Below are 22,828 nucleotides of genomic sequence, written 5' to 3'. Positions count from 1 at the left end.
GGTCGGCGTGGGTCAGCGGGCGGCGCGGTTCACCGCGGAGACGACGGCCTTCAGCGAGGCACGCGTCGTGTTCGCGTCGATGCCGATGCCCCACAGGACCTTGTCGTCGATCGCGCATTCGATGTAGGAGGCGGCCTGCGCGGAGGCACCCTCGCTCATCGTGTGCTCCTGGTAGTCCAGCAGGCGTACGTCGATGCCGATGGACTGCAGGGCGTCGAAGAACGCCGAGATCGGACCGTTGCCGGAGCCGGTCAGCACCGTGTCCTCGCCGTCGACGGTGGCCTCGACGGTGAGGGTGTCCACGCCGTCGGTGTCGGTCGTCGACTGGCCGGTGCGGACCTGGATGCGGCCCCACGGGTTGTCCGGGTTCGGCAGGTACTCGTCCTGGAAGACCGACCAGATGTCGCCGCCGGTGACCTCGCCGCCCTCGGCGTCCGTCTTGGCCTGGATGATCTTCGAGAACTCGATCTGCATCCGGCGCGGCAGGTCCAGCTTGTGGTCGTTCTTCAGGACGTACGCGACACCGCCCTTGCCGGACTGCGAGTTGACGCGGATGACCGCCTCGTAGGAGCGGCCGACGTCCTTCGGGTCGATCGGCAGGTACGGGACCGCCCACTCGATGTCGTCGACGGTGACGCCCTTGGCCCTGGCGTCGGCCTCCATGGCGTCGAAGCCCTTCTTGATGGCGTCCTGGTGGGAGCCGGAGAAGGACGTGTAGACCAGGTCGCCCACGTACGGGTGGCGCGGGTGGACCTCCATCTGGTTGCAGTACTCCCACGTACGACGGATCTCGTCGATGTCGGAGAAGTCGATCTGCGGGTCGACGCCCTGGGAGAACAGGTTCATGCCCAGGGTGACCAGGTCGACGTTGCCGGTGCGCTCGCCCTGCCCGAACAGGCAGCCCTCGACGCGGTCGGCGCCGGCCATCAGCGCCAGCTCGGCGGCGGCCACGGCGGTGCCGCGGTCGTTGTGCGGGTGGACGGACAGGCAGACGTGCTCGCGGCGGGACAGGTTGCGGTGCATCCACTCGAAGCGGTCCGCGTGCGTGGAGGGGGTCGAACGCTCCACCGTGGCCGGCAGGTTGAGGATGATCTCGCGGCCCGGGCCGGGCTGGTAGACGTCCATGACCGCCTCGCAGACCTCCAGCGCGAAGTCCAGCTCGGTGTCGGTGAAGATCTCCGGCGAGTACTGGTAGCCGAACTCGGTCTCCGGGCCCAGCAGCTTCTCGGCGTACTCCATCACCAGGCGGGTGCCGTCGACGGCGATCTGCTTGATCTCGTCCTTGGAGCCGCGGAAGACGACCCGGCGGAAGACCGGCGCCGTGGCGTTGTACAGGTGGACGGTGGCCCGGCGGGCGCCCTTCAGGGACTCCACGGTCCGCTCGATCAGGTCCTCGCGGGCCTGGGTCAGTACGGAGATGGTGACGTCCTCGGGGATCGCGCCCTCTTCCTCGATGATCGAGCGCACGAAGTCGAAGTCGGTCTGGCCGGAGGCCGGGAAGCCGACCTCGATCTCCTTGTAGCCCATCTTGACCAGTTGGTCGAACATCCGGCGCTTGCGCTCGGGCGACATCGGGTCGATCAGGGCCTGGTTGCCGTCCCGCAGGTCGGTGGAGAGCCAGCGGGGGGCGACGGTGACACGCTGCTCCGGCCAGGTGCGGTCCGGGATGTCGACCTGCTCGTAGCGGCCGTACTTGTGGATCGGCATGGAACTGGGCTGCTGGCGGTTGGCCATGATGCGGGGGCTCCTTGGAAGGTGTCCGGAAGGACGGCCGACGACGCAACGCCAAGCTCCGCGGGGAGGGAGTCGGCCTCGACTACAGGCCCTCGCCGCGGCAGCTAAGAAGGAGCAGCCCGAAACGCATGATGCTCCGCATGCTAGCCGAGCGACGCCTCACCGCGAGGGTTCGTATCAGTATGCGGGACCGTGGGGGCAAAACGGACAAAAAGTGCGCCATACCACTTTGACTACGCGGAGTGAGCCCGATGTCACCGTATTTCACCAATCATGGTTGCGAGTAGTGACAGTCGGATCACACAGTGCAAGTGTGCCGGGCATGACGACCAACGGGGGCTTCCAGCCCGTCTTCTGCACGATCGTGCCGCCGCACGTCCTCGACAGGCTCGCCCGGAACGAGGACCCCACGCTCTCCGGACCCGCCCGCCGCTCCCTGGAGCACGACGCCTACCAGCGCACCCACCGCCGCCTGACCACGGTGATCGGCGCACCCGCCGTCGCCGCGCCCGCCGGGGCCGTGGCCGACCAGCCGCACCGCACCATCTACGACGCCGGCCACCAGCAGGACCTGCCCGGCACGAAGGTCCGCGAGGAGGGCGCCGAACCCGGTGCGGACGCCACGGTCAACCGCGCCTACACGGGCCTCGGCGCCACCTTCGAGCTGTACCTCAAGGCGTACGGACGCAACTCCATCGACGGCGAGGGACTGCCGCTGGACGCGAGCGTGCACTTCGGCACGGACTACGACAACGCCTTCTGGAACGGCGAGCAGATGGTGTTCGGCGACGGCGACAACGAGATCTTCCTGGACTTCACCATCCCGGTGGACGTCATCGGCCACGAGCTGACCCACGGCGTCACCCAGCACACCGCCAACCTGACCTACTTCGGCCAGCCCGGCGCGCTCAACGAGTCGATCTCCGACGTCTTCGGCTCGCTGATCAAGCAGTACGCTCTCGGCCAGTCCGCGGCCGAGGCCGACTGGCTGATCGGCGCGGGCCTGCTCGCCCCGCGCGTCACCGGCACCGCCCTGCGCTCCATGAAGGCGCCGGGCACGGCGTACGACGACGACGTCCTCGGCCGGGACCCGCAGCCCGCGACCATGGACGGCTATGTCCGCACCGGCCGCGACAACGGCGGCGTGCACATCAACTCGGGCATCCCGAACCACGCCTTCTACCTGGTCGCCACGGCCATCGGCGGCAACGCCTGGGAGCAGGCCGGCCAGATCTGGTACGACGTGCTGACCGGCGGCGAGCTGAAGCAGGACGCCGCCTTCGCCGACTTCGCCACGCTGACCGTCCATGCGGCCCGCGAGCGCTTCGGCGCCGGCGACGAACTCCAGGCCGTGCAGAAGGCGTGGGAGCAGGTGGGGGTGCGGACGCTGTAGTTCCGTACTAGAAGTGACCCATGCGTATCCAAGTGCGGCGCACGGGCGGCTTCGCGGGCATCGAGCGCCGGGCCGAGGTGGACACCTCGGGCCGGCCCGACGCCCCTGAGTGGCACACCCTGGCCGAACGCGCCCTCGCGTCCGGCCGGGGCGTGCGCCCGGCCGGGGTCCCGGACGGCTTCAGCTACGAGATCACCGTGGACGGCCGGACGGTGTACGCGGCCGACCCCCGACTGTCCGAGGCGGAGCGGGAGCTGATCTCCCGGGTGCTGAAGGAAGGTGCGTAACCGCGGTTTCACGCCGGGGCGTTGACTTCCGTTACCGGGGGTAAGGATGATCCCGGCCATGGCGACTGATGCAGGCAATCCGATCCCTCGCTTCCCGGCCGGCTTCCTGTGGGGCGTGTCGACCTCCGCCCACCAGATCGAGGGCGCGGCCGACGAGCGCGAGGCGTCCGTGTGGGACGTGTTCACGGCCGAGCCGGGGCGGGTGAAGGACGGCTCGACGGCGGCGGTGGCCTGCGACCACTACCACCGCTACCGGGAGGACGTGGCCCTCCTCGCCGGCCTCGGCGTGGACGCCTACCGCTTCTCCGTCTCCTGGCCCCGCGTGAACTCCCCCGGCGGCCTGGACTTCTACGACCGCCTGGTCGACGAGCTGTGCGCGGCCGGTGTCCGGCCCGTGCCCACCCTCTTCCACTGGGACCTGCCCGCCTCGCTGGACTGGCTGGAGCGGGACACGGCGGCCCGGTTCGCCGACCACGTGTCCGTGGTCGCCGAGCGCCTCGGCGACCGCGTCACCAAGTGGATCACCCTCAACGAGCCCGCCGAGCACACCCTGCTGGGTCACGCGCTGGGCGCCCACGCCCCCGGCAGGCAGCTGCTCTTCGACGCGCTCCCGGTCGCCCACCACCAGCTTCTCGCCCACGGTCTCGCGGTGCAGGCCCTGCGTGCCACCGGCGCGACGGACATCGGCATCGCCAACTCCCACGGCCCGACCTGGCCGGCGTCCGCGGAGCCCGCCGACCAGGAGGCGGCGGGCTTCTACGACCTGCTCCTCAACCGGCTGTTCGCCGAGCCGATCCTGCTGGGCGCCTACCCGGAGGGCATCGGCGAGCTGATGCCGGGCGACGTGTCCGCCGACCTGAAGGTCATCTCCGAGCCGATCGACTGGTACGGCGTCAACTACTACGCGCCGACCCGGGTGGGCGCCCCGCAAGGCACCGAGATCGAGTTCGGCGGCCTCACCATGCCGGCCGAACTCCCCTTCTCCGTAAGGGAGATCGAGGACCGCCCGGTGACGGACTTCGGCTGGCCCGTCGTCCCGGAGGGGCTCACGGAGCTGCTCACGACCTTCCGCGACCGCTACGGCGACCGCCTCCCGCCGGTCGTCATCACCGAGAACGGCTGCTCCTACGAGGGCGTCGACGACCAGGACCGCATCGCCTACCTGGACGGCCATGTCCGCGCCCTGCACGCGGCGCTGGAGTCCGGGGTGGACGTGCGCGGCTACTTCGTCTGGTCCCTGATGGACAACTTCGAGTGGGCGGAGGGCTACGCACGCCGCTTCGGTCTGGTCCACGTGGACTACGAGACCCAGCGGCGCACCCCGAAGGCCTCCTACCACTGGTTCCGGGACGTGCTGCGGGCGCAGAGATGACCACCGCCCGTGCCTCGGCGGCCCTCGCCGAGCCCGTCGAACGGGTCGGCCGCGGCTGGACGGCGGCGCTCTCGCTGGCCAACGGGGCGATCTGGGTGGGCTGGTTCGGCCCGCTGCAGATCCTGCTCGCCTCCCAGGCGGGGGACTTCGCGCCCGGCTCCGGGATGTCCAAGGAGACGATGCTGGCGTGGGTGACGGGGGCGGGCGCGGTGGTCTCGCTGCTCGCGAACCCGTTCTTCGGCGCCCTGTCCGACCGGACGACCGCCCGCCGGGGCCGCCGTACCCCGTGGATCGTGGCGGGCGCGGCGGGCGGTGCGCTCTCCCTCCTGCTGCTCGCGGGCGCGGGCGGGCCGTGGACCATGGCACTGGGCTGGTGCCTGGTGCAGCTCACCCTGAACGCGGCCTTCGCCGCCGTGACCGCGGCCGTGCCGGACCGGGTGCCGCGGCTCCAGCGGGGCTCGGTGGGCGGCTGGCTGGGGGCGGCGCAGATCCTGGGCGTGGTCGGCGGGACGGGTCTGGCGACGGCGGCGGGCGGGGTCGGCGCCGGGTACACGGCCTGCGCGGTGTTCACGGTGGTGGGCGTCCTGCCCTACGTACTGCGCTACGAGGATCTGCGCCTGGCGCCGGAGGACCGGTCACCCTGGTCCTGGCGCGGCTTCCTGGCCTCGTTCTGGCTGAGCCCGCGCCGCCACCCCGACCTGGCCTGGGCCTGGCTGACCCGCTTCCTGATCAACCTCAGCAACTCGCTGGTGCTGCTGTATCTCCTTTACTACCTGCGCGACCGCCTGCACTACTCCGACCCCGACCGGGGTGTCCTCGTCCTCACGGCGGTCAACAGCCTGACGCTGATGGCGACGGTCGTGGCGGGCGGCGCCTGGTCGGACCGGGTCGGCCGGCGCAAACCGTTCGTGGTCTGGTCGGGCGTGCTGATGGCGGTGGCCACGGCGGCCCTGTCCGGCTGGCAGACCTGGCCGGGGGCCGTCGCCGCGTCGGCGCTCCTGGGCATCGGCTTCGGCGTCTTCACGTCGGTCGACTTCGCCCTGATGACCGACGTCCTGCCCAAGGCCCTGGACCGGGGCAAGGACCTCGGCGTCATCAACGTGGCCAACGCCCTCCCCCAGGTGGCGGCCCCGGTCCTGGCGGCACCGATAGTGACGTACCTCGGCGGCTACCGGATGCTGTACCTGGTGGCGGCGGTGATCGGGCTGGCGGGGGCGGTGCTGGTGGGGCGGATACGGGGGGTGGACTGAACTCCCGCTTCGAATGCGAGATCGAAAACAATCGCACGGATCATCGAGTTAATGTTTTCCTGAACCGTCCGGCTTCACGGCCGAACGGGCACGGGTGATTGTCGGAAACAAAGCGGGTATGGCACCCTGGGAGCCGCCACGAAGTTCCTCGGGGGGCGCATATGGGGGAGCGAACGGAATTCCAGGTTCCGAAACCTTCGGAACCTCCGGAATTAAGCCAGAGTCCACAACTTCCGGTGGAGCCGGAGGCATGGGCGACCCGCACCATGTGCATGGCCGCACATCTCAATCATGAATTTCGCGCCCAGGTCTGCGAGGACATCCTGCCGAAAGGGCTGAAGGCGGACTGCCCCTCCTTCGGCGTCGATCTTCTCGCGGTGTGGCGCCATGCGTCCCATGCTCGCGATCTCTGGCAGGACGCCGCCGACTCCCTGGACGCGATCCGGCTGACGTCGGGCTCGGCCGCGCTGATATCAGTGTTGAGTTTCTGCGCCGCGTTCTTCTTCAGCCCTTGGTGGATACTGGTCTTCGCCGTGGCCGCATCGCTGACCGCCGGCTCCTTGTTGTACGGCTATAAAGCACTGCACAAGACGGTCACTCAGACAGTCGCCTCCGCATCCGACCTTCGGCGGGTCGGCGTAAAGCCGCGAGAAACGTTCGAGCCCCTTGACTCAGGGGAAGAAGAACGCATCAGCACGGCGGAGAAGGCCAACTTGATCGTCTACTCGCCCGCATCCCTCAACCCCTTCATAGGCAGCGGGATACCCGTCGAACATGTGGTGATGCCTCCGATCGATGTGAGCATCGCGGCATCCGACGGCGACGGCGACACGAAGACTCTCCCGTCGACGTTCACCACGCTGGACGTACACAATCACCTGATGTCGAATCTGGCGTCCTGGGGGCTGGACGCCGTCGACGTGGCACAGCGGCTGTACATCAGAGGGGACGTCATCGCGACTCCGGGCAGAACTCCCTGGGTCGACCGCACAGCGCCTCCGCCGAGCGAGGTCGACGACGCCTGGATCGAGGCCGGTGTCCTGCACCCCACCGGGAGGGCCCGCACCTACCTGTGCCTGGAACGCCGACTGAACGGCGGGCAGCTCGTGGTCTCCATGTTCGTGCGCGTATCGCTCCAGGGCCGGCTGCTCTCCCTGGAGATCGCCACTCACGCACTGCCCGGCCTGGACGTACGGTTCAGGCGGCTGAGTGATCCCTTCGACGACTTCTTCGACGCCCAACTCGACCCCGTGGTGGGCCAGACCGTCGCCGGCGCCTGCGACGAGATCACCCGGCGACTGCTGCGGCGTTACCTCCTCTCCGGCTCCTGGCAGGCGCCGACGAAACAGGAGAAGCAGGAGGGGGAGCCCGGCGGGAAATCCGAGGACAAGCAGGAGAACGAACAGGCCGAAAAGGAGAGGGCGGAGGCCGAGCGCAGCGCCGCCTCAGGAGAACGAGCCTACGACTTCGGCGCCGAGTCGAGCTTCCGGGAACGGACGTCCCGACTTCACATCTCGGACTACTTCGAAATGCTGGACGCCCAGGACTGCCTCCAGCGCATGCAGCGCAGCGTGATCGACTGCCTTGGCGACTTCCTCACCAAACGCGGTGTCGACACGTCCGAGTTCCAGGAACGCAAGGAACAGATCATCACCAACAACACGTTCCAGATCCATCGCGTGGAAGGCACCGGACACCATATCGGCCCTCAGGGAAAGGTCAGTAATGTCCAGGCGAAATCGACAGGAAGCGGATCCGGATCCGGATCCGGGGAACGCGGGCGAGGCACCGGAGAGGTCTGATTCTCCGAAAGGGCAGGACTCCGGTGGAATCAGCTTCAGCATCGGAACGGTGGGCGGCACGGGCCATTACATCGGAACCAACGGCACCGTCACCAACAACGTGCACTCGGACACCGCGGAAATCCAGGCTCTTCTGCAGGAACTGATGGACGCGATGCCGGCCGTTTCGATGCAGGCCGAGGACGAGGCCGGTCAGCTGACCGACGAACTCCGAAACGGACACGTCGACGGCGGGCGTATCCGCAGCTTCCTGCGCGACATGACGGCAGCGGCCGGCTCCGTGACCGCCGTGAGTGACGCGGCGGCGAGGCTGGCCCAGGCGATCCAGCTGCACTGACCGCCACCTCGCCGCCGGGCGGTCAGGAAATCAGAAGCCCAGCCGGCGCAGCTGCTTCGGGTCCCGCTGCCAGTCCTTCGCGACCTTCACGTGGAGGTCCAGGAAGACCGGGGTTCCGAGCAGGGCCTCGATGTGCTTGCGGGACTTGATGCCGACCTCCTTCAGGCGCTTGCCCTTGGGGCCGATGATGATGCCCTTCTGGCTGGGGCGCTCGATGTAGACGTTGGCGTGGATGTCCAGGAGGGGACGGTCGGCGGGGCGGTCCTCGCGCGGGAGCATCTCCTCCACGACGACGGCGATGGAGTGCGGCAGTTCGTCCCGGACGCCCTCCAGGGCCGCCTCGCGGATCAGTTCCGCGATCATGATCTGCTCGGGCTCGTCCGTGAGGTCGCCCTCGGGGTAGAGCGCCGGACCCTCGGGCAGCAGCGGAACGATCAGGTCGGCCAGCAGGCCCACCTGCTTGTCGCCGACCGCCGACACCGGCACGATCTCCGCCCACTCGAAGCCCAGCTCCCTGCCCAGCTGGTCGATGGCGATCAGCTGCTCGGCGAGGGTCTTGGAGTCGACCAGATCGGTCTTGGTGACGATGGCGACCTTCGGGGTCTTCTTGATGCCGGCGAGTTCCTTCGCGATGAAGCGGTCGCCGGGGCCGATCTTCTCGTTCGCGGGCAGGCAGAAGCCGATCACGTCGACCTCCGCCCACGTCGTCCGTACGACGTCGTTGAGTCGCTCGCCGAGCAGCGTGCGCGGCTTGTGGAGGCCCGGGGTGTCCACCAGGATGAGCTGGGCGTCGGGCCGGTGCACGATGCCGCGCACCGTGTGCCGCGTGGTCTGTGGCTGGTTGGCGGTGATCGCCACCTTCTGCCCGACCAAAGCGTTCGTGAGGGTGGACTTGCCCGCGTTGGGACGGCCCACGAAGCAGGCGAAGCCGGCGCGGTGGGCGGTCTCGGCCGGCTGCTCGGATGACTGGGTACGAACGCTCATGGCGACCATTCTCCCTGATCCACGAAGCCGCGCCGTACCAGTGGCGAGCATCCCGTTCCCACGTGAGCTTCCGGAAACCCGTCCGCAACGAAACGTCACGGAAACACACCCGTACGCAACCGGAAACGCACACCGGTGACCCTCTGACGAGCCCCCACACCGTTGGAGACGCCCGTGACCCTCGCCGCCGCGCACGTGAACACCGGCGACACCGCATGGCTGCTCGCGGCCACCGCCCTCGTCCTGCTGATGACTCCGGGACTGGCCCTGTTCTACGGCGGCATGGTCCGCACGAAGAGCGTCCTCAACATGCTGATGATGAGCTTCGTGTCGATCGCCCTGGTGACGGTGGTGTGGCTGGCGGCCGGCTACTCACTGGCCTTCGGCGACGACATCGGCGGCGGACTGATCGGCGGGCTGGAGCACGCCGGCATGAGCGGCCTCGGCCCGGACAGCGTGCACGGCTCCGTGCCCACCCTCCTCTTCGCCACCTTCCAGCTCACCTTCGCGATCATCACGGCGGCGCTGGTCAGCGGCGCGGTCGCGGACCGTACGAAGTTCTCGGCCTGGCTGGTGTTCGTCCCGGTGTGGACGCTCCTCGTATACGTTCCGGTCACCCACTGGGTGTGGGGCCCGGGCGGCTGGATCCACGACAGGCTCGGCGCGCTGGACTTCGCGGGCGGTCTGCCCGTCGAGATCACCTCCGGCGCCTCCGGCCTCGCCCTGTGCCTGGTCCTCGGCCCCCGCCTGGGATTCAAGAAGGACGCGATGCGTCCGCACAACCTGCCCATGGTGATCCTCGGCGCAGGTCTGCTCTGGTTCGGCTGGTTCGGCTTCAACGCGGGCTCCGCGCTCGGCGCGAACGGCCTGGCCGCGGCCGCCTTCCTCAACACCCTGGCCGCCGGCTGCACCGGCCTGCTCGGCTGGCTCTTCGTCGAGCAGCGGCGCGACGGCCACCCGACCACCCTGGGCGCCGCCTCCGGCGCGGTGGCCGGTCTGGTCGCGATCACGCCCTCCTGCGGCACGGTCTCCCTGCTCGGTGCGCTGGTCGTGGGCCTGGCCGCCGGTGTCGTCTGCTCCTACGCGGTGAGCTGGAAGTTCAAGCTGGACTACGACGACTCGCTGGACGTCGTCGGCGTCCACCTGGTCGGCGGCGTGATCGGCACCCTCCTCATCGGCCTGTTCGCCGAGAAGGCGATGACCGGCGGCGTCGAGGGCCTGTTCTACGGCGGCGGACTCGCCCCGCTCGGCAAGCAGCTGCTGGCCGTCGTGGTCGTCGCGGGGTACGCCTTCGCGGTGTCGTACGGCCTCGGCAAGCTGATCGACCGGGCGCTCGGTTTCCGGGCGAGCGAGGAGCAGGAGCACACCGGTTTGGACCTTACGGTGCACGCCGAGACGGCTTACGATCACGGGGTCCTGGGGCATGGCGCCCCGGTCTCCTCCTCCGTCGTCCCCACCGCCCAGAAGGTCAAGAGCCAGGCATGAAGCTCATCACCGCGATCGTCAAGCCGTACCGCCTGGACGCGGTCAAGACCGCCCTGCAGGAGCTGGGTGTGCACGGTCTGACCGTGACCGAGGCGAGCGGCTACGGCCGTCAGCGCGGCCACACCGAGGTGTACCGGGGGGCCGAGTACCGGGTCGACCTGGTGCCGAAGGCCCGGATCGAGGTCGTGGTCGAGGACGCGGTCGCCGAGGACGTGATCGACGCGATCGTCAGCGCCGCGCAGACGGGGAAGATCGGGGACGGGAAGGTGTGGGCAGTGCCCGTGGAGACCGTCGTCCGGGTGCGGACCGGCGAGCGCGGCCCCGACGCGCTCTGACCAGCAGTACTCCGGTCACCGCTCCGGCCACGAACACGAGTGCGGCGAGCAGCCACGGCAGCGCGAGGAAGGAGGCGCTCGCCGACTGGCGGGTGTCCGGCGCGGTCGCGGTCAGGGTGATGTCGCCCCAGTCGAGCTGGGGTGCCCCGTGCCAGGTCTCGGTGAGCCGGACCCGCTGCCCCGGCAGCAGCTCGGACGGCACCCCGGTCAGGTCGCGGTCGAGCAGCGTACGGCCGAACAGTCCGCGGGCCTTCAGCTCCACCTTGGGGTCGAGGCTGACGTTCCCGGTGTTGCGCAGGGTGTAGCCGATGGTGGCCGTGCTGTCGCCGAAGCCGGGGACGAGCGGCTGGTGATGGCTGAGGTGCACCTGCTCGACGGAGATCGCGGGCAGCGTGGGCCCGCTGACCCGGAGATAGACCCGGGCGCCGACGGCGCGCTGCACACCGAGCGCCAGCCTGCCGCTGCCGGGGTCGACCCTCCCCCACTCTCGGCTTCGCTCGAGCGGGGGGTCCCCCACGTCGAGCGCGACGATCGCGCCCGGGTGGTCGCCCGGTCCGGCGTTCCGGGGCACGTGCAGGGTGAAGGGCACGGTGACGGTCGTGTGGCCGGGAACGGTGACGCGTGATCGCGCCGGCCGCGCCCAGGCGCCCACCCCGCGCATCCGCTCCTTCAGGGTCCGTACGGCGAACCCGCCGTCGCGGGCGGTGTTGTAGGCGTCGGCCGCGTAGAGCCGGAACGTGAGCGGCCTGCCGGTCTTGTTGGCGACGGCCACCTTGTCGGTGAGGGTCTGCCCGGGGTCGGCCGAGAGGTAGAAGTAGGGGCGGGCGGCGACCTCGGAGGCGACCGGGTAGACGGACCAGCTGCCGTTGTCGGCGGCGTGGGCCGGTGCGGTCGACACCCCCAGGGCGAGGCAGACGAGGCTCAGGAGGAGGACGTACGGCTTGCGCATGGGTGCGGACCCCCCATGGGCTCGGGTCGTGGCGGTCGGGCGGGTGCGGCCCCGTGGTGCGGCGGGCGCCCGGCCACCGTGGGTGGGGTTGGGTCAGGTGAGGGTGAGGGTCAGGACGCCGGAGTACGAGCCCGGGGGCGTGAACGCCGGTACGTCCAGGGAGAGTCCGGCGTCGACGGTGAACTCACCGCCGGTGAGCGTGGCGTCCGGGGTCGACGCGAGGGTCGCTCCCGAGGTGCCCACCGTGCCCGTCGAACCGGCCTTGCAGGTGCTGGGGCTGCCCGCCTTGGTGACGCAGGCGGGAGTCCAGCTCAGTCTGCTCGCGTCGATCTTGGCGCCGGGGCCGGTGAAGTCGGTGACCTTGCCGGTCAGGGACCAGCCCGCGGGCCCGCCGCGGAAGTCCTTGACCGTCACCGTCTGCAGGGCTCCGCTGGAGGCCCCGCCCTTGCCGAAGTCGACCGACGACAGCGCGACGGCGTCCCCGGCCTGGGACATGGACAGGGTGCCCGCCTTGACGGTGGTGGTCAGCTTCTGGCTGCCGGCCGGGACGGGCGTGTTGTCGTTGACGACGTAGGCAGCGGGGCCCGCGCCCTTGTCCGCGCTCCAGGAGCCGCCCTCGTAGGCCACGATCCCGGTCGTCGTCCTGTCGTTGACGACCAGTGAACCGCTGAAGGAGCCCGAGGCGCCCGCGGTCACGGTGGCGGTGTCCGCCGTCTGGGTGCCCCCGGCCCGCCCGGCCAGGGTGACGGTGGCGCCCGGCGTGAAGTTGCTGCCGTTGACGGTGACAGCGGCACCCGGGTCACCGGAGGCCGAACCCAGCGAGATGGCGCGGGTGTTGGCCGGGGTCCCGTCGGTCGCCGTGACGGTCTGCGACGCCGGGGCGGGCGGGTTGGTGACCGTGCAGGGGGTGTCCAGTTCGAGGATGTAGCTGGTGTGGATGTTGTAGTCGCCCGGCGAGAGGGTGATCCGGCCGGCCTTGGTGACGGTGAACGTGCCGGTCATGGAGAAGGACGGGAACGCGGCCTTCCCCGGCACCGGGGGGTTCTTCTTCGGTCCGGCGACGGTGACGTCACCGGTCTGGGCTCCGCCGAGGGTGACCTTGCCCGTCGGGGTCATGATGTCGGCCGGCAGGGCCAGGTCGGTGGGGTTGCTGGCGGCGGCCGAGACCACGGTGTAGGTCACGGTGACCGTGTCGCCGACCTTCGGGCTGGCGTTGTCCACCGACACGCTCGCGGTGGTGGTGCCGTCGATCGGCGGGATGCCCGCGACGGCGGGCGGGATGCAGTGCGTGGCGAAGTCCACGTTCGTACCGGCGGCACCGGCCGGACAGGCCAGCGCGCCGCCCGCGGTGACCGCGAGGGCGGTCGCCCCGAACAGTGACGCCCAGCGCCACCGTCGGGATCTTCGGGGTGTCGAACCCATGGGGGCCCCTCCTGAGGGTTGCGGGCGCAGCGGCTCATCTGCGCCGACAGGGGGAATTGATGTGGAGCCCGCGTGAGAAGTCAATGGAGATGCCGCAGAAAACTGACGGATCATCAGTTTCTGCGGCATCCCCGGGAGATCCGGAACTATCCGGAACAGATCGCTCAGGTCACTCGGGTCGCTCGGGTCGCTCAGTCGAAGACGAACGGGCCGGGCGACTGCTTGCCGGTGGCCTTGCAGGTGACGTTGATTCCGAAGATCGTCATCTGCAGCGAGCCGCCGTACGCCTCCAGGCTGTCACCGGAGGCCACGGTGCCGGTGAGCGGGCCGGCGGTGACCGGGTCGCCGGCGGCCATGGCCGGGTTCTTCGTCCCGGTGAAGACGGTGGTGCCGCCGCTCGCCTTGACCAGGGTGAGCTTGGAGGTGATGGAGTCCGGCGCCACCGCGACCGGCGCCTTGACCGCGGTGGAGGTGAGGGTGATGGTGGCCGAGGTGCCGCTCTGGGTGGCGATGAGCGTGGCCGCGCCACCGCCGAAGATGCCGCAGCTCGCGTTGATGGTCGCCGTCTGGGGAGTGACGGCGGCCGCGGTGGGCGCGAAGGCGAGTCCGGTGACCGCGAGGGCCCCGGCGACCAGCGCCGCACCTGTTGCCGTGCGCTTGCCTCTCATGGGGATCCGCTTCCCTTCCCTGTGGGGATGCCATGTGGGGATGGTCGGAAGGTGCGCCGACGAACTGGCAGGCCTGAGCAGGTGGGTGCGGGCACGCTGCGGCGGCGGTGCGGATCTGACGGATCGTCGGAACTTACGGCTCCATTGATGCGCGAGAGGCAGACGACGGCAAGGATGAAATCCGGACTACTCCGCGGCGGCCGCCGGGACCGTCAGCTTCACGGCCCCGTCCGGCCCGGCGAGCAGCACCGGCGTCCCTGCTCCGCCCAGGTCGGCCACGGCGGCCCGGTCCTCGGCGGCGATCCCCTCGGCCTCGCTCACCACGGCCGCCGCCTCCAGCGACTTGGCCCCGGAGGCCACGGCCATGGCGACGGCGGTCCGCAGGGCGCTCAGCTTCAGCGAGGCGAGCTGCACCGACCCGGCGACATACGTGCGCCCGGTCTCGTCCCGTACGGCCGCCCCCTCGGGCACACCGTTGCGGGCCCGGGCGGAACGGGCCAGGGTGACGATCTTGCGGTCCTCGGGGTCAAGCGCGCTGCTGTCGGTCATGCCCCGAGCATACGGACCGGCCCGGACCTGCGACGAGGTCAGTCCAGGGTCTGAACGATCCTGCTCCGGGCGGCCGTGTGCACCACGCGGGCACGGGCGCCGTTCACCAGCGGGAGGCGGGGAGCGACATGTCCGCACTCGACGTCCGCGACGATCGGTACGCCCAGGGGGCCGAGGGCGTCGAGGACGGCCTCGTGCTGGGTGAGGGTGCGGCCGTCGGGGGCGTGGGTGCGGCCGACGAGGACGGCGGTCGCGCGGTCGAAGAAGCCGGCCAGGCGCATGCCGTGCAGGTTGCGGCAGATGGTGAACGCGTTGTCCTCGGCGGCCTCGACGTAGACCAGCAGCCCCTCGTCACCGGCGAAGGACGAGGTGCTCAGGTACGGCGTGCCGGCGAGGTTGGCGAGGGTCTCGATGCAGCCGCCGACCAGCCGGCCCTCGACGTCCACGTCACCGGTGCCGTCGAGCCGGGTCCAGGTGCCCTCGGCGTCCAGGGTCAGGTCGCGGATCTCGGGATGGCCGACGTAGTCGTCCCAGCCGCCGGACCGGTGGCGGCCGGGCGGGGTCTGGGAGAGCGGCTCGCCCTGCGGCGCCGCCACGACGTCGAGCCAGGACAGCAGGCCCTCGGGCGTCCGGTACGGCGTGTCCATGAGGTTGTTGCCGTGCACGGTCGCGACCCCGGTGAGCAGGGTCAGGGGCGTGATCAGGGTCGACATGTCGGACCAGCCGACCAGCCAGGTCGGCTCGGCCCGCCCGATCTCCGCGAAGTCGAGCAGCGGCAGCAGGTCGATCGCGGTCTCCCCGCCCCAGGGCGGTACGACCGCCCGGATCGTCGGGTCGGTCAGCATCTCGGTCAGCTCGGCGGCGCGTTCGGCGGCGGGGGCGCTGATGTGTCCCGAGCCGTCCATGCACCGGCCGACGACGACGTCGTACCCCCGCGCCTCCAGGTCGCGTATCGCCACGTCGAGGCGCCCGCTCATCTTCTCGGGCACCCCGCTGGAGGGGGAGGTCACACCGACACGGTCACCGGGGCGCAGCGGGCGCGGGTATCGCACAGAGGTCATGCGCCGGATTCTGACACGGGGTCAGAGGGGCCCGGCAAACACATTTACGACCGGTCCAGCCGCAGCCGCTCGGCCCTCGGCAGACCCGCGACGACGAGGTCGTACGAGTCCTCGATCAGCTCGCGGACCAGGCGGTCCGGGAGTTCGCCGTCCACGGTGACGGTGTTCCAGTGCCGCTTGTTCATGTGGTAGCCGGGGATGATCAGTCCCTCGTGCTCACTGCGCAGCCGGACCGCGTCCTCCGGGTCGCACTTGAGGTTGACCGTCAGGGGCCGCGCGTCCAGCCGGCTCAGCGCGAACATCTTGCCCAGGACCTTGAAGACCGAGGCGTCCGGGCCGAACGGGAAGTCCTCCACCACCGCGTTGAAGGACAGACAGAAGGCGCGCAGCTCCTCGGGGGTCACTCCGCCGTCTCCTCCTCGGTCGGGTCCGCCGGGCCGAGCGGCTCCACCAGCACGGTCACGATCTTGTTCCGGCGGCCGGCCGCGGCCTCCGCGGTCAGGCGCAGCTCGCGGCCGTCGGGCAGTTCCACGACGGCGGACGCACCGGCGATGGGCACGCGGCCGAGCGCCTTGGCGAGCAGGCCGCCGACGGTCTCCACGTCCTCGTCGTCGTACTCCTCCAGGCCGTAGAGCTCGCCCAGGTCGGTGATGTCGAGGCGCGCGGTGACCCGGTAGCGGTCCCCGCCGAGGTCCTCCACGGGCGGGAGTTCACGGTCGTACTCGTCGGTGATCTCGCCGACGATCTCCTCGAGGATGTCCTCGATGGTGACGATGCCGGCCGTGCCGCCGTACTCGTCGATGACGACGGCGACGTGGTTGCGGTCCTTCTGCATCTCGCGCAGCAGGTCGCCGGCGTTCTTGGTGTCGGGGACGAAGACCGCCGGGCGCATGGCCGTGGACACCAGGTCGTTCTCGGCGTCGCGGCTGATGTGCGTCTTGCGGACCAGGTCCTTCAGGTACACGATCCCGACGACGTCGTCCTCGCTCTCACCGGTGACCGGGATCCGCGAGAAGCCGGAGCGCAGGGCGAGGGTGAGGGCCTGGCGGATGGTCTTGTAGCGCTCGATCACCACCAGGTCGGTGCGCGGGACCATGACCTCCCGTACGAGGGTGTCGCCCAGTTCGAAGACCGAGTGCACCATGCGGCGCTCCTCGTCCTCGATCAGTGACTCCTTCTCGGCGAGGTCGACCAGCGCGCGCAGTTCCGCCTCGGAGGCGAACGGGCCGCGGCGGAAGCCCTTGCCGGGGGTGAGCGCGTTGCCGATGAGGATGAGGAGCGACGGGATCGGACCCATGATCCGGGCGAGGGGCAGCAGCACGTACGCCGCCGCCGTCGCCGTGTTCAGCGGGTGCTGGCGGCCGATGGTGCGCGGGGAGACGCCGACGGCGACGTACGACACCAGGACCATCACGCCGATGGCGACCAGCAGGGCCTGCCAGGTGGCCGCGAACTCCTGCAGACAGGCGTACGTCACCAGGGCCGCGGCGGCCATCTCGCAGGCGACGCGGACCAGCAGGGCCACGTTCAGATAGCGGGTGGGGTCGGCGGCGACCTGGGCCAGCTTGGCGCTGCCGCGCCGCCCGTTGCGCACGGCCTCCTCGGCGCGGAAGCTGGAGACGCGCGCGATGCCCGCCTCCGCGCACGCGGCCAGCCAGGCGACGACGACCAGGGCGATCGCGCCGATCACGATCTGCGGACTCATGCGAAGACCGGCCCCCCGGACTACGAGACGGTCGGCGCCGGTGACGGGCCGGTCAGCCCGTGCTCGGCCCGCCACCCGTCCACGATGGCGGCCTGGAGCCCGAACATCTCGGCCTTCTCGTCGGGCTCCTCGTGGTCGTACCCGAGCAGGTGCAGCACTCCGTGGACGGTGAGCAACTGGAGCTCCTCGTCCATGGAGTGCTGCGTCGGCGCTTCCGCGCCCTGCTTGGTGGCGACCTCCGGGCACAGCACGATGTCGCCGAGCAGCCCCTGCGGCGGCTCCTCGTCGTCCTTCGTGGGCGGCCGCAGCTCGTCCATCGGGAACGACATGACATCGGTGGGACCCGGCAGATCCATCCACTGGATGTGCAACTGCTCCATGGCGTCGGCGTCCACGACGATCACCGAGAGCTCGGAGAGCGGGTGGATGCGCATCCGCGCGAGCGCGTAGCGGGCGATGTCGAGGATCGCCTGCTCGTCTACCTCGGTGCCGGACTCGTTGTTGACGTCGATCGACATGGTCGTGCTGGTCTACTTCCCCTTGGAGCCCTTGGCACCGGGCCTGACATGGCCGCCCTTGTGGGAGCCGTTCTCGGTGCCGTGCTTGCTGTCGTACAACTCGTACGCGTCGACGATACGGCCCACCAGCTTGTGCCGGACGACATCGTGGGACGACAACCGGGAGAAGTGGACGTCCTCGACGCCCTCCAGGATCTCCTGCACCTGCCGCAGACCGCTCTTCGTGCCGTTCGGCAGGTCGACCTGCGTCACGTCACCGGTGATCACGATCTTCGAGTCGAAGCCGAGGCGGGTGAGGAACATCTTCATCTGTTCGGGGCTCGTGTTCTGGGCCTCGTCGAGAATGATGAAGGCGTCGTTGAGCGTGCGGCCACGCATGTACGCGAGCGGCGCGACCTCGATCGTGCCCGCGGCCATCAGACGCGGGATCGAGTCGGGGTCGAGCATGTCGTGCAGCGCGTCGTACAGCGGGCGCAGGTAGGGGTCGATCTTCTCGTAGAGCGTGCCCGGCAGGAAGCCGAGGCGCTCGCCCGCCTCGACCGCGGGACGGGTCAGGATGATCCGGTTGACCTGCTTGGACTGCAGGGCCTGCACGGCCTTGGCCATGGCCAGGTAGGTCTTGCCGGTACCCGCGGGGCCGATGCCGAAGACGATCGTGTGCTTGTCGATCGCGTCGACGTACCGCTTCTGGTTGAGGGTCTTGGGGCGGATGGTGCGGCCGCGGGAGGACAGGATGTTCTGCGTGAGTACCTGGGCCGGGGTCTCCGGTCCGTCGTTCGTCCCGTCCTCGCTCGCCTTGAGCATGGCGATCGAGCGTTCCACTGCGTCCTCCGTCATCGGCTGCCCGGTGCGGAGCACCAGCATCATCTCGTCGAACACGCGCGAAATGAGGGCGACGTCCGCAGGGTCGCCGACCGCGCTGATCTCATTGCCCCGGACATGGATGTCGGCTGCCGGGAAGGCCTTCTCGATCACGCGCAGAAGAGAGTCGCCGGAACCCAGCACGGTCACCATGGGGTGCTGGGCGGGGACGGTGAGGTGCGCTCTCGCCTGCTCCTGCGCGGAGGTGTGAGCTGTGGGTGTCTGAGTCATGGGCCGGCGCTGTAGGCCTGCGGTTCCTCCTCGTCACGGCCGCGTAGCTGAGGGCGGCCTCGCGATTCCAGGGTACGACGGTGGACTGACAAGGCCGTAGGGCTTTTCGGAGGGCCGCCTCCCGGCCGACGGGGCCGGGTGCGGGGTGCACGGGCCGGGGGTCCAGCGGGCGGGAGCCCCCTGGTACGTCAGCCGGAGCGGCGGAAACCGATGGTCGGCACGGCCCGCCGCAACGGCCACACCCGGTCCAGCTCCTCCGGCACCAGCCCGTCGAGGAACGCGAACCTCTGCAACGCGACCCGGTCCTGCCCCGGAAGGGACTGCACCTTCCGCCACCACGCCCCGATCTCCGACCATCCCGGCGCCGACAGCGAGCCCCCGAACTCCTGCACCGACAGGGCCGCCGTGAGCCCGGCGAAGGCAAGACGGTCGGCGAGCGGCCACCCCGCCAGCGTGCCGGTCACGAACCCGGCCACGAACACGTCCCCCGCCCCGGTCGGATCCAGCGCCTCCACGGCGATCGCGGGCACCTCGGCCGTCTCCCCCGTACGCCGGTCCACCGCGTACGCCCCCTCCGACCCGAGCGTCACCACCGCCAGCGGCACGTACTCGGTCAGCGCCCGTGCCGCCGCCCGCGGGCAGTCCACGCCGGTGTACCGCATCGCCTCCTGCGCGTTGGGCAGGAACGCCTCGCAGTGTTCGAGGTCGGGTAGGCCGCCCAGGTCCCAGGCCCCGGTGTCGTCCCAGCCGACGTCCGCGAAGACCCGGGTGCCCGCGCGGGCGGCCTGGGCGATCCAGGAGGCGCGCGTGCCGGGAACGAGGGAGGCGACGGCCGCACGCGCGCGGGGCGGGAAGTCCGGTGCCGGCTCCTCCGGCGGCGGCTCGTGGCCGTGGGACACCATGGTCCGCTCGCCCTCGTAGGCCATGGAGACGGTCACCGGCGAGTGCCAGCCGGGCACGGTCCGCGAGAGGGCGAGGTCGATGCCCTCGCCCTGTTCCAGCGCGTCCCAGCAGTACTCGCCGTAGTGGTCGTCCCCGAAGGCCGCCGCGAGGGACGTCCGCAGACCGAGGCGGGCGAGTGCGGCGGCCATGTTGGCGACCCCGCCCGGGCTGGACCCCATCCCCCGGGCCCAGGACTCGGTGCCGCGCACGGGCGCCGAGTCCAGGCCGGTGAAGATGATGTCGAGGAAGACGGTGCCCGTGAGGTAGACGTCCCAGGGCGGATCGTCCGGTGCGCGCAGGGCGACCAGCGGGTCGACCTGGACCCGGCAGGGCGCTGCACGGGTGAGGTGCTCCGGTTCCTCTCCGGCGATCGTGTGGGACGGGGTCACGGTGCGCTCCCTGAGGTGATGCGGATCTGGTCAGTGTGCACCAGATCCCAGCCGGGGCGCGGCTACCAGCGAGGCATCACCGGCGTCCGCCAGTGCGGCTCGGCCACCCGCATCGCCGCCGCGTCGTCCCGCTCGCGCATCGTGCCGTCGTCCTCGGCCCACCGCCGGTGCAGCCGGGCCAGCTCGTCCCGGTCGAGTTCGACGCCGAGGCCGGGTGCGTCGGACACCGCGACCCTGCCGTCGGTGAACGCGATCCGCTCGGTGAGGACGTCCTCGGACTGCCAGGGGTAGTGGGAGTCGCAGGCGTGGTGGAGGTTGGGCACGGTGGACGCCACCTGGGTCATGGCGGCGAGGCTGATGCCGAGGTGGGTGTTGGAGTGCATGGACACCCCGACGCCGAAGGCGTCGCAGATCGCTGCGAGGTGCTGGGTGTTGCGCAGTCCGCCCCAGTAGTGGTGGTCGGAGAGCACCACCTGGACGGCGTCCTCGGTGAACGCCTCCTTGATCTCGCCGAACGTGGTCACGCACATGTTGGTGGCGAGCGGGACGCCCGCCCGTCGCCCACCGCCGCCCTTGTCCGAGGCGCTTCGCGCCGCCCCTCTCAATCCCGCGGACACCTCGGCCATCGCCGAAGTGCCCAGGGCCGGATCCTCCAGGTACTCCAGGACGTCCCCGAGTTCCCTGGCCACCTTCAGGGAGGTCTCGACGGACCAGGCGCCGTTGGGGTCGAGCCGCAGCGGATGCCCGGGGAAGGCCTCGGCGAGGGCGCGTACGGCCGCGATCTCCTCCGCGGGCGGGAAGACACCGCCCTTGAGCTTGAAGGAGGTGAACCCGTACCGCTCCGTGAACTTCCGCGCCTGGGCGACGACTCCGGCGGGGTCCAGGGCGGCACCCCAGTCGTCCGGCTCGGCCGTGACGCCCTCCGGGTGGCCGGCCCACTTGTAGAAGAGGTAGGCGCTGTACTCGACCGCGTCGCGCACCCTGCCGCCGAGCAGTGCGTGCACGGGCAGCCCGAGCGCCCGGCCCTGGGCGTCCAGGCAGGCCACCTCGAAGGCGGAGAGCACGGACAGCCGCAGCTTGTCGGCGCTCTGCACGCCCCGCAGACCTCCCGCGTCCACGGCGCCCCTGATCCGGTCCTGGTCCACGGCGAGGTCCAGCGCGAACAGTCCGTTCACATCCATGACCGAGCGTCCGGGGAGACGCTCGGCGAGGGAGCGGGCCGGCTCCAGGTACTTGGTGTCGCCGTAGGTCTCGCCGAGCCCGGTGATCCCGCCGGCCGTGACGACCTCCACGATCAGCCGGGGGGTGTACGGCTGGTGCACTCCCTGGGTGTTGAGCAGCGGCGCGTCCGCGACCAGGATCGGTGTCAGGCGTACCTCGGCGATGGTCAGGTCACGGGTCACAGGGAGGCTCCCACGAGGTCGAGTCCGGCGGTGAGGAGGGCCGACAGGTCGGCGAGGTCGGCGGGCGAGGGGTCGGCGAGCGGGGCACGGACGGGGCCGACGCGCTCACCGCGCAGCCGGGCCGCCGCCTTCACCAGGGACACCGCGTATCCGGCTGCTCGGTCACGGAGTTCGACGAAGGGGACGTAGAAGTCGCGCAGCAGCTTCTCGGTCGTGCCGTGGTCGCCGCTCCGCAGCGCGCCGAAGAAGGCGCCCGCGATCTCGGGGGCGAAGGCGTGCACGGCCGAGGAGTAGGCGGGGACGCCGACGGTGGCGTAGGCGCGGGCCTGGATCTCGGCGGTGGCGGCGCCGTTGAAGAACAGGAAGTCCTCGGGGGCGGCGAAGGTGAGGCGCTGGAGGCGGTCGAGGTCGCTGTGGCCGTCCTTGAGGCCGATGACGTTCGGGATGCGCGCGATGCGCCGCAGCGAGGTCGCATCGTAGGCGACCTGACCGCGCTGGTAGGCGACGATCGGCAGCCGGGTGCGGGCGGCGAGCTGCTCCAGCTGGGCGGCGAGGCCCTCCTGCGGGGCGTCGACCAGGTAGTGCGGCAGCACGAGCAGGGCGTCGGCGCCGGCCTCCTCGGCGATCCGCGCGAACCGGGCGGCCTGCGCCCAGCCGTATCCGGTCCCGGCCACCACCGGTAGCCGGCCGGCCGCCTCCTCGACGGCGATGGTGACGACCTGCCGGTACTCCTCCTCGTCCAGCGAGAAGAACTCGCCGGTGCCGCAGGCCGGGAAGAGTGCCCCGGGCCCGGCGGCGAGCCGCGCGGCGACATGGGCGCGCTGACCGTCCGGGTCCAGGGAGCCGTCGTCGTGGAAGGCGGTGAGCGGGAAGGACAGCACGCCGCGCGCCATGCCCTCCCGCAGCCGCCGCGTCACGTCCTGCGGAGTCGGGTCGCCGCCCACCAGACCATCTCCCCTTATGAATCCTGTCTATGTATGAGAACAGAGGCTAGATACACGGACACGCGGGAGTCAATGAGGGAACAGGGGGAAACAACAAAAGAGCCCCATCCCGTACACAACGGGATGGGGCTCCACTGGAGCGCCGGGCAGGCCTTGCACCTGCATTTCCCCGCAGGAAGCGGGGCGTCTTTCCTTGGACCACCAACG

Annotated in this window: 22 protein-coding genes; 8 read left to right on the top strand and 14 right to left on the bottom strand. The window is 70.4% G+C overall.

All coding sequences use genetic code 11. The features are described 5' to 3' along the window. Window positions 1–12 precede the first annotated feature (12 nt). Entirely contained in the window at window positions 13–1,734 is a 1,722-nt protein-coding gene (gene leuA, locus FB157_RS11685; protein ID WP_145878609.1) for a 2-isopropylmalate synthase, read from the bottom strand. Window positions 1,735–2,056: 322 nt separating this feature from the next. Here leuA and FB157_RS11675 point away from each other — a divergent pair, with 322 nt between their 5' ends. The 6 genes from FB157_RS11675 to FB157_RS11650 all read left to right on the top strand — a co-directional run bounded on the left by FB157_RS11675 (window position 2,057) and on the right by FB157_RS11650 (window position 8,175). Continuing rightward, window positions 2,057–3,127: a M4 family metallopeptidase gene (locus FB157_RS11675; RefSeq protein WP_145878607.1), complete on the top strand. Its 1,071-nt coding sequence runs from the start codon at window positions 2,057–2,059 to the stop codon at window positions 3,125–3,127. A 20-nt stretch (window positions 3,128–3,147) separates the two neighbouring features. Beyond that, the gene (locus tag FB157_RS11670) at window positions 3,148–3,414 is read left to right on the top strand and encodes a protealysin inhibitor emfourin (RefSeq protein ID WP_145878605.1); all 267 of its coding nucleotides are present in this window, start codon (window positions 3,148–3,150) and stop codon (window positions 3,412–3,414) included. 58 nt (window positions 3,415–3,472) lie between these two features. Next, the gene (locus FB157_RS11665) at window positions 3,473–4,786 is read left to right on the top strand and encodes a GH1 family beta-glucosidase (RefSeq protein ID WP_145878603.1); all 1,314 of its coding nucleotides are present in this window, start codon (window positions 3,473–3,475) and stop codon (window positions 4,784–4,786) included. Beyond that, a complete protein-coding gene (locus FB157_RS11660) occupies window positions 4,783–6,036 on the top strand; it encodes an MFS transporter (RefSeq protein WP_145878601.1) in 1,254 nt (417 codons plus the stop codon). Before FB157_RS11665 ends, FB157_RS11660 begins: the two co-directional genes overlap by 4 nt. Window positions 6,037–6,308: 272 nt before the next feature. Beyond that, window positions 6,309–7,838, top strand: coding sequence for a hypothetical protein (locus FB157_RS11655; protein ID WP_145878599.1), 1,530 nt, complete (start codon window positions 6,309–6,311; stop codon window positions 7,836–7,838). Between the two features lie 49 nt (window positions 7,839–7,887). Then, the gene (locus tag FB157_RS11650) at window positions 7,888–8,175 is read left to right on the top strand and encodes a hypothetical protein (RefSeq protein ID WP_145878597.1); all 288 of its coding nucleotides are present in this window, start codon (window positions 7,888–7,890) and stop codon (window positions 8,173–8,175) included. Window positions 8,176–8,205: 30 nt separating this feature from the next. On the opposite strand, the gene era is transcribed toward FB157_RS11650, so the two are convergent. Beyond that, entirely contained in the window at window positions 8,206–9,159 is a 954-nt protein-coding gene (gene era / locus FB157_RS11645) for a GTPase Era (protein ID WP_145878596.1), read from the bottom strand. Between the two features lie 174 nt (window positions 9,160–9,333). Here era and FB157_RS11640 point away from each other — a divergent pair, with 174 nt between their 5' ends. Beyond that, on the top strand, window positions 9,334–10,644 hold the full coding sequence (locus tag FB157_RS11640) for an ammonium transporter (protein ID WP_145878594.1): 1,311 nt from the start codon (window positions 9,334–9,336) through the stop codon (window positions 10,642–10,644). Further along, a complete protein-coding gene (locus tag FB157_RS11635) occupies window positions 10,641–10,979 on the top strand; it encodes a P-II family nitrogen regulator (RefSeq protein WP_145878592.1) in 339 nt (112 codons plus the stop codon). Before FB157_RS11640 ends, FB157_RS11635 begins: the two co-directional genes overlap by 4 nt. Here the strand turns inward: FB157_RS11635 and FB157_RS11630 are convergent. The 12 genes from FB157_RS11630 to FB157_RS11575 form a co-directional block, all read right to left on the bottom strand. Then, entirely contained in the window at window positions 10,873–11,928 is a 1,056-nt protein-coding gene (locus FB157_RS11630) for a WxL protein peptidoglycan domain-containing protein (protein ID WP_145878590.1), read from the bottom strand. The genes FB157_RS11635 and FB157_RS11630 overlap by 107 nt on opposite strands. Before the next feature lie 93 nt (window positions 11,929–12,021). Continuing rightward, window positions 12,022–13,350 carry a beta-xylosidase gene (locus FB157_RS11625; protein ID WP_145878588.1) on the bottom strand — a complete coding sequence of 443 codons (1,329 nt, stop codon included), beginning with the start codon at window positions 13,348–13,350 and terminating at the stop codon, window positions 12,022–12,024. Between the two features lie 191 nt (window positions 13,351–13,541). Then, window positions 13,542–14,018, bottom strand: a complete 477-nt coding sequence (locus FB157_RS11620; RefSeq protein ID WP_145878587.1) for a hypothetical protein — start codon at window positions 14,016–14,018, stop codon at window positions 13,542–13,544. A gap of 186 nt (window positions 14,019–14,204) precedes the next feature. After that, entirely contained in the window at window positions 14,205–14,567 is a 363-nt protein-coding gene (locus FB157_RS11615) for a cytidine deaminase (protein WP_145878585.1), read from the bottom strand. Window positions 14,568–14,605: 38 nt separating this feature from the next. Then, complete coding sequence (locus tag FB157_RS11610; protein ID WP_261386271.1) at window positions 14,606–15,544, bottom strand: S66 peptidase family protein; 939 nt, start codon at window positions 15,542–15,544, stop codon at window positions 14,606–14,608. Window positions 15,545–15,672: 128 nt separating this feature from the next. Next, entirely contained in the window at window positions 15,673–16,032 is a 360-nt protein-coding gene (locus tag FB157_RS11605; protein WP_145878581.1) for an MmcQ/YjbR family DNA-binding protein, read from the bottom strand. Beyond that, a complete protein-coding gene (locus FB157_RS11600; RefSeq protein WP_145878580.1) occupies window positions 16,029–17,333 on the bottom strand; it encodes a hemolysin family protein in 1,305 nt (434 codons plus the stop codon). Before FB157_RS11600 ends, FB157_RS11605 begins: the two co-directional genes overlap by 4 nt. A 20-nt stretch (window positions 17,334–17,353) precedes the next feature. Then, complete coding sequence (ybeY, locus tag FB157_RS11595; RefSeq protein ID WP_145878578.1) at window positions 17,354–17,851, bottom strand: rRNA maturation RNase YbeY; 498 nt, start codon at window positions 17,849–17,851, stop codon at window positions 17,354–17,356. A gap of 12 nt (window positions 17,852–17,863) precedes the next feature. Then, complete coding sequence (locus tag FB157_RS11590) at window positions 17,864–18,943, bottom strand: PhoH family protein (protein ID WP_145878576.1); 1,080 nt, start codon at window positions 18,941–18,943, stop codon at window positions 17,864–17,866. A 188-nt stretch (window positions 18,944–19,131) separates the two neighbouring features. Beyond that, window positions 19,132–20,256: a carbohydrate kinase family protein gene (locus FB157_RS11585; RefSeq protein WP_261386270.1), complete on the bottom strand. Its 1,125-nt coding sequence runs from the start codon at window positions 20,254–20,256 to the stop codon at window positions 19,132–19,134. A gap of 80 nt (window positions 20,257–20,336) precedes the next feature. Next, window positions 20,337–21,677 (bottom strand): glucarate dehydratase family protein, encoded by a 1,341-nt coding sequence (locus tag FB157_RS11580; RefSeq protein ID WP_145878572.1) that lies wholly within the window; start codon window positions 21,675–21,677, stop codon window positions 20,337–20,339. Continuing rightward, complete coding sequence (locus tag FB157_RS11575) at window positions 21,674–22,570, bottom strand: 5-dehydro-4-deoxyglucarate dehydratase (protein WP_261386269.1); 897 nt, start codon at window positions 22,568–22,570, stop codon at window positions 21,674–21,676. The genes FB157_RS11580 and FB157_RS11575 overlap by 4 nt, the downstream gene beginning before the upstream one ends. Between the last annotated feature and the right edge of the window lie 258 nt (window positions 22,571–22,828).

It is taken from the genome of Streptomyces sp. BK340 (assembly GCF_007827595.1).
Lineage (GTDB): Bacteria > Actinomycetota > Actinomycetes > Streptomycetales > Streptomycetaceae > Streptomyces.
Note: the sequence above shows the minus strand (reverse complement) of the source record. Positions and strands in the feature narration are given on the sequence as shown.

What these genes read in the sequence shown, in the direction of transcription:
- FB157_RS11600 (WP_145878580.1), bottom strand. Translation starts at nt 17,333, where the DNA reads ATGAGTCCGCAGATCGTGATCGGCGCGATCGCCCTGGTCGTCGTCGCC.
- FB157_RS11670 (WP_145878605.1), top strand. Translation starts at nt 3,148, where the DNA reads ATGCGTATCCAAGTGCGGCGCACGGGCGGCTTCGCGGGCATCGAGCGC.
- era (WP_145878596.1), bottom strand. Translation starts at nt 9,159, where the DNA reads ATGAGCGTTCGTACCCAGTCATCCGAGCAGCCGGCCGAGACCGCCCAC.
- FB157_RS11625 (WP_145878588.1), bottom strand. Translation starts at nt 13,350, where the DNA reads ATGGGTTCGACACCCCGAAGATCCCGACGGTGGCGCTGGGCGTCACTG.
- FB157_RS11610 (WP_261386271.1), bottom strand. Translation starts at nt 15,544, where the DNA reads ATGAGCGGGCGCCTCGACGTGGCGATACGCGACCTGGAGGCGCGGGGG.
- FB157_RS11635 (WP_145878592.1), top strand. Translation starts at nt 10,641, where the DNA reads ATGAAGCTCATCACCGCGATCGTCAAGCCGTACCGCCTGGACGCGGTC.
- ybeY (WP_145878578.1), bottom strand. Translation starts at nt 17,851, where the DNA reads ATGTCGATCGACGTCAACAACGAGTCCGGCACCGAGGTAGACGAGCAG.
- FB157_RS11575 (WP_261386269.1), bottom strand. Translation starts at nt 22,570, where the DNA reads ATGGCGCGCGGCGTGCTGTCCTTCCCGCTCACCGCCTTCCACGACGAC.
- FB157_RS11630 (WP_145878590.1), bottom strand. Translation starts at nt 11,928, where the DNA reads ATGCGCAAGCCGTACGTCCTCCTCCTGAGCCTCGTCTGCCTCGCCCTG.
- FB157_RS11655 (WP_145878599.1), top strand. Translation starts at nt 6,309, where the DNA reads ATGGCCGCACATCTCAATCATGAATTTCGCGCCCAGGTCTGCGAGGAC.
- FB157_RS11590 (WP_145878576.1), bottom strand. Translation starts at nt 18,943, where the DNA reads ATGACTCAGACACCCACAGCTCACACCTCCGCGCAGGAGCAGGCGAGA.
- leuA (WP_145878609.1), bottom strand. Translation starts at nt 1,734, where the DNA reads ATGGCCAACCGCCAGCAGCCCAGTTCCATGCCGATCCACAAGTACGGC.
- FB157_RS11675 (WP_145878607.1), top strand. Translation starts at nt 2,057, where the DNA reads ATGACGACCAACGGGGGCTTCCAGCCCGTCTTCTGCACGATCGTGCCG.
- FB157_RS11615 (WP_145878585.1), bottom strand. Translation starts at nt 14,567, where the DNA reads ATGACCGACAGCAGCGCGCTTGACCCCGAGGACCGCAAGATCGTCACC.
- FB157_RS11620 (WP_145878587.1), bottom strand. Translation starts at nt 14,018, where the DNA reads ATGAGAGGCAAGCGCACGGCAACAGGTGCGGCGCTGGTCGCCGGGGCC.
- FB157_RS11660 (WP_145878601.1), top strand. Translation starts at nt 4,783, where the DNA reads ATGACCACCGCCCGTGCCTCGGCGGCCCTCGCCGAGCCCGTCGAACGG.
- FB157_RS11665 (WP_145878603.1), top strand. Translation starts at nt 3,473, where the DNA reads ATGGCGACTGATGCAGGCAATCCGATCCCTCGCTTCCCGGCCGGCTTC.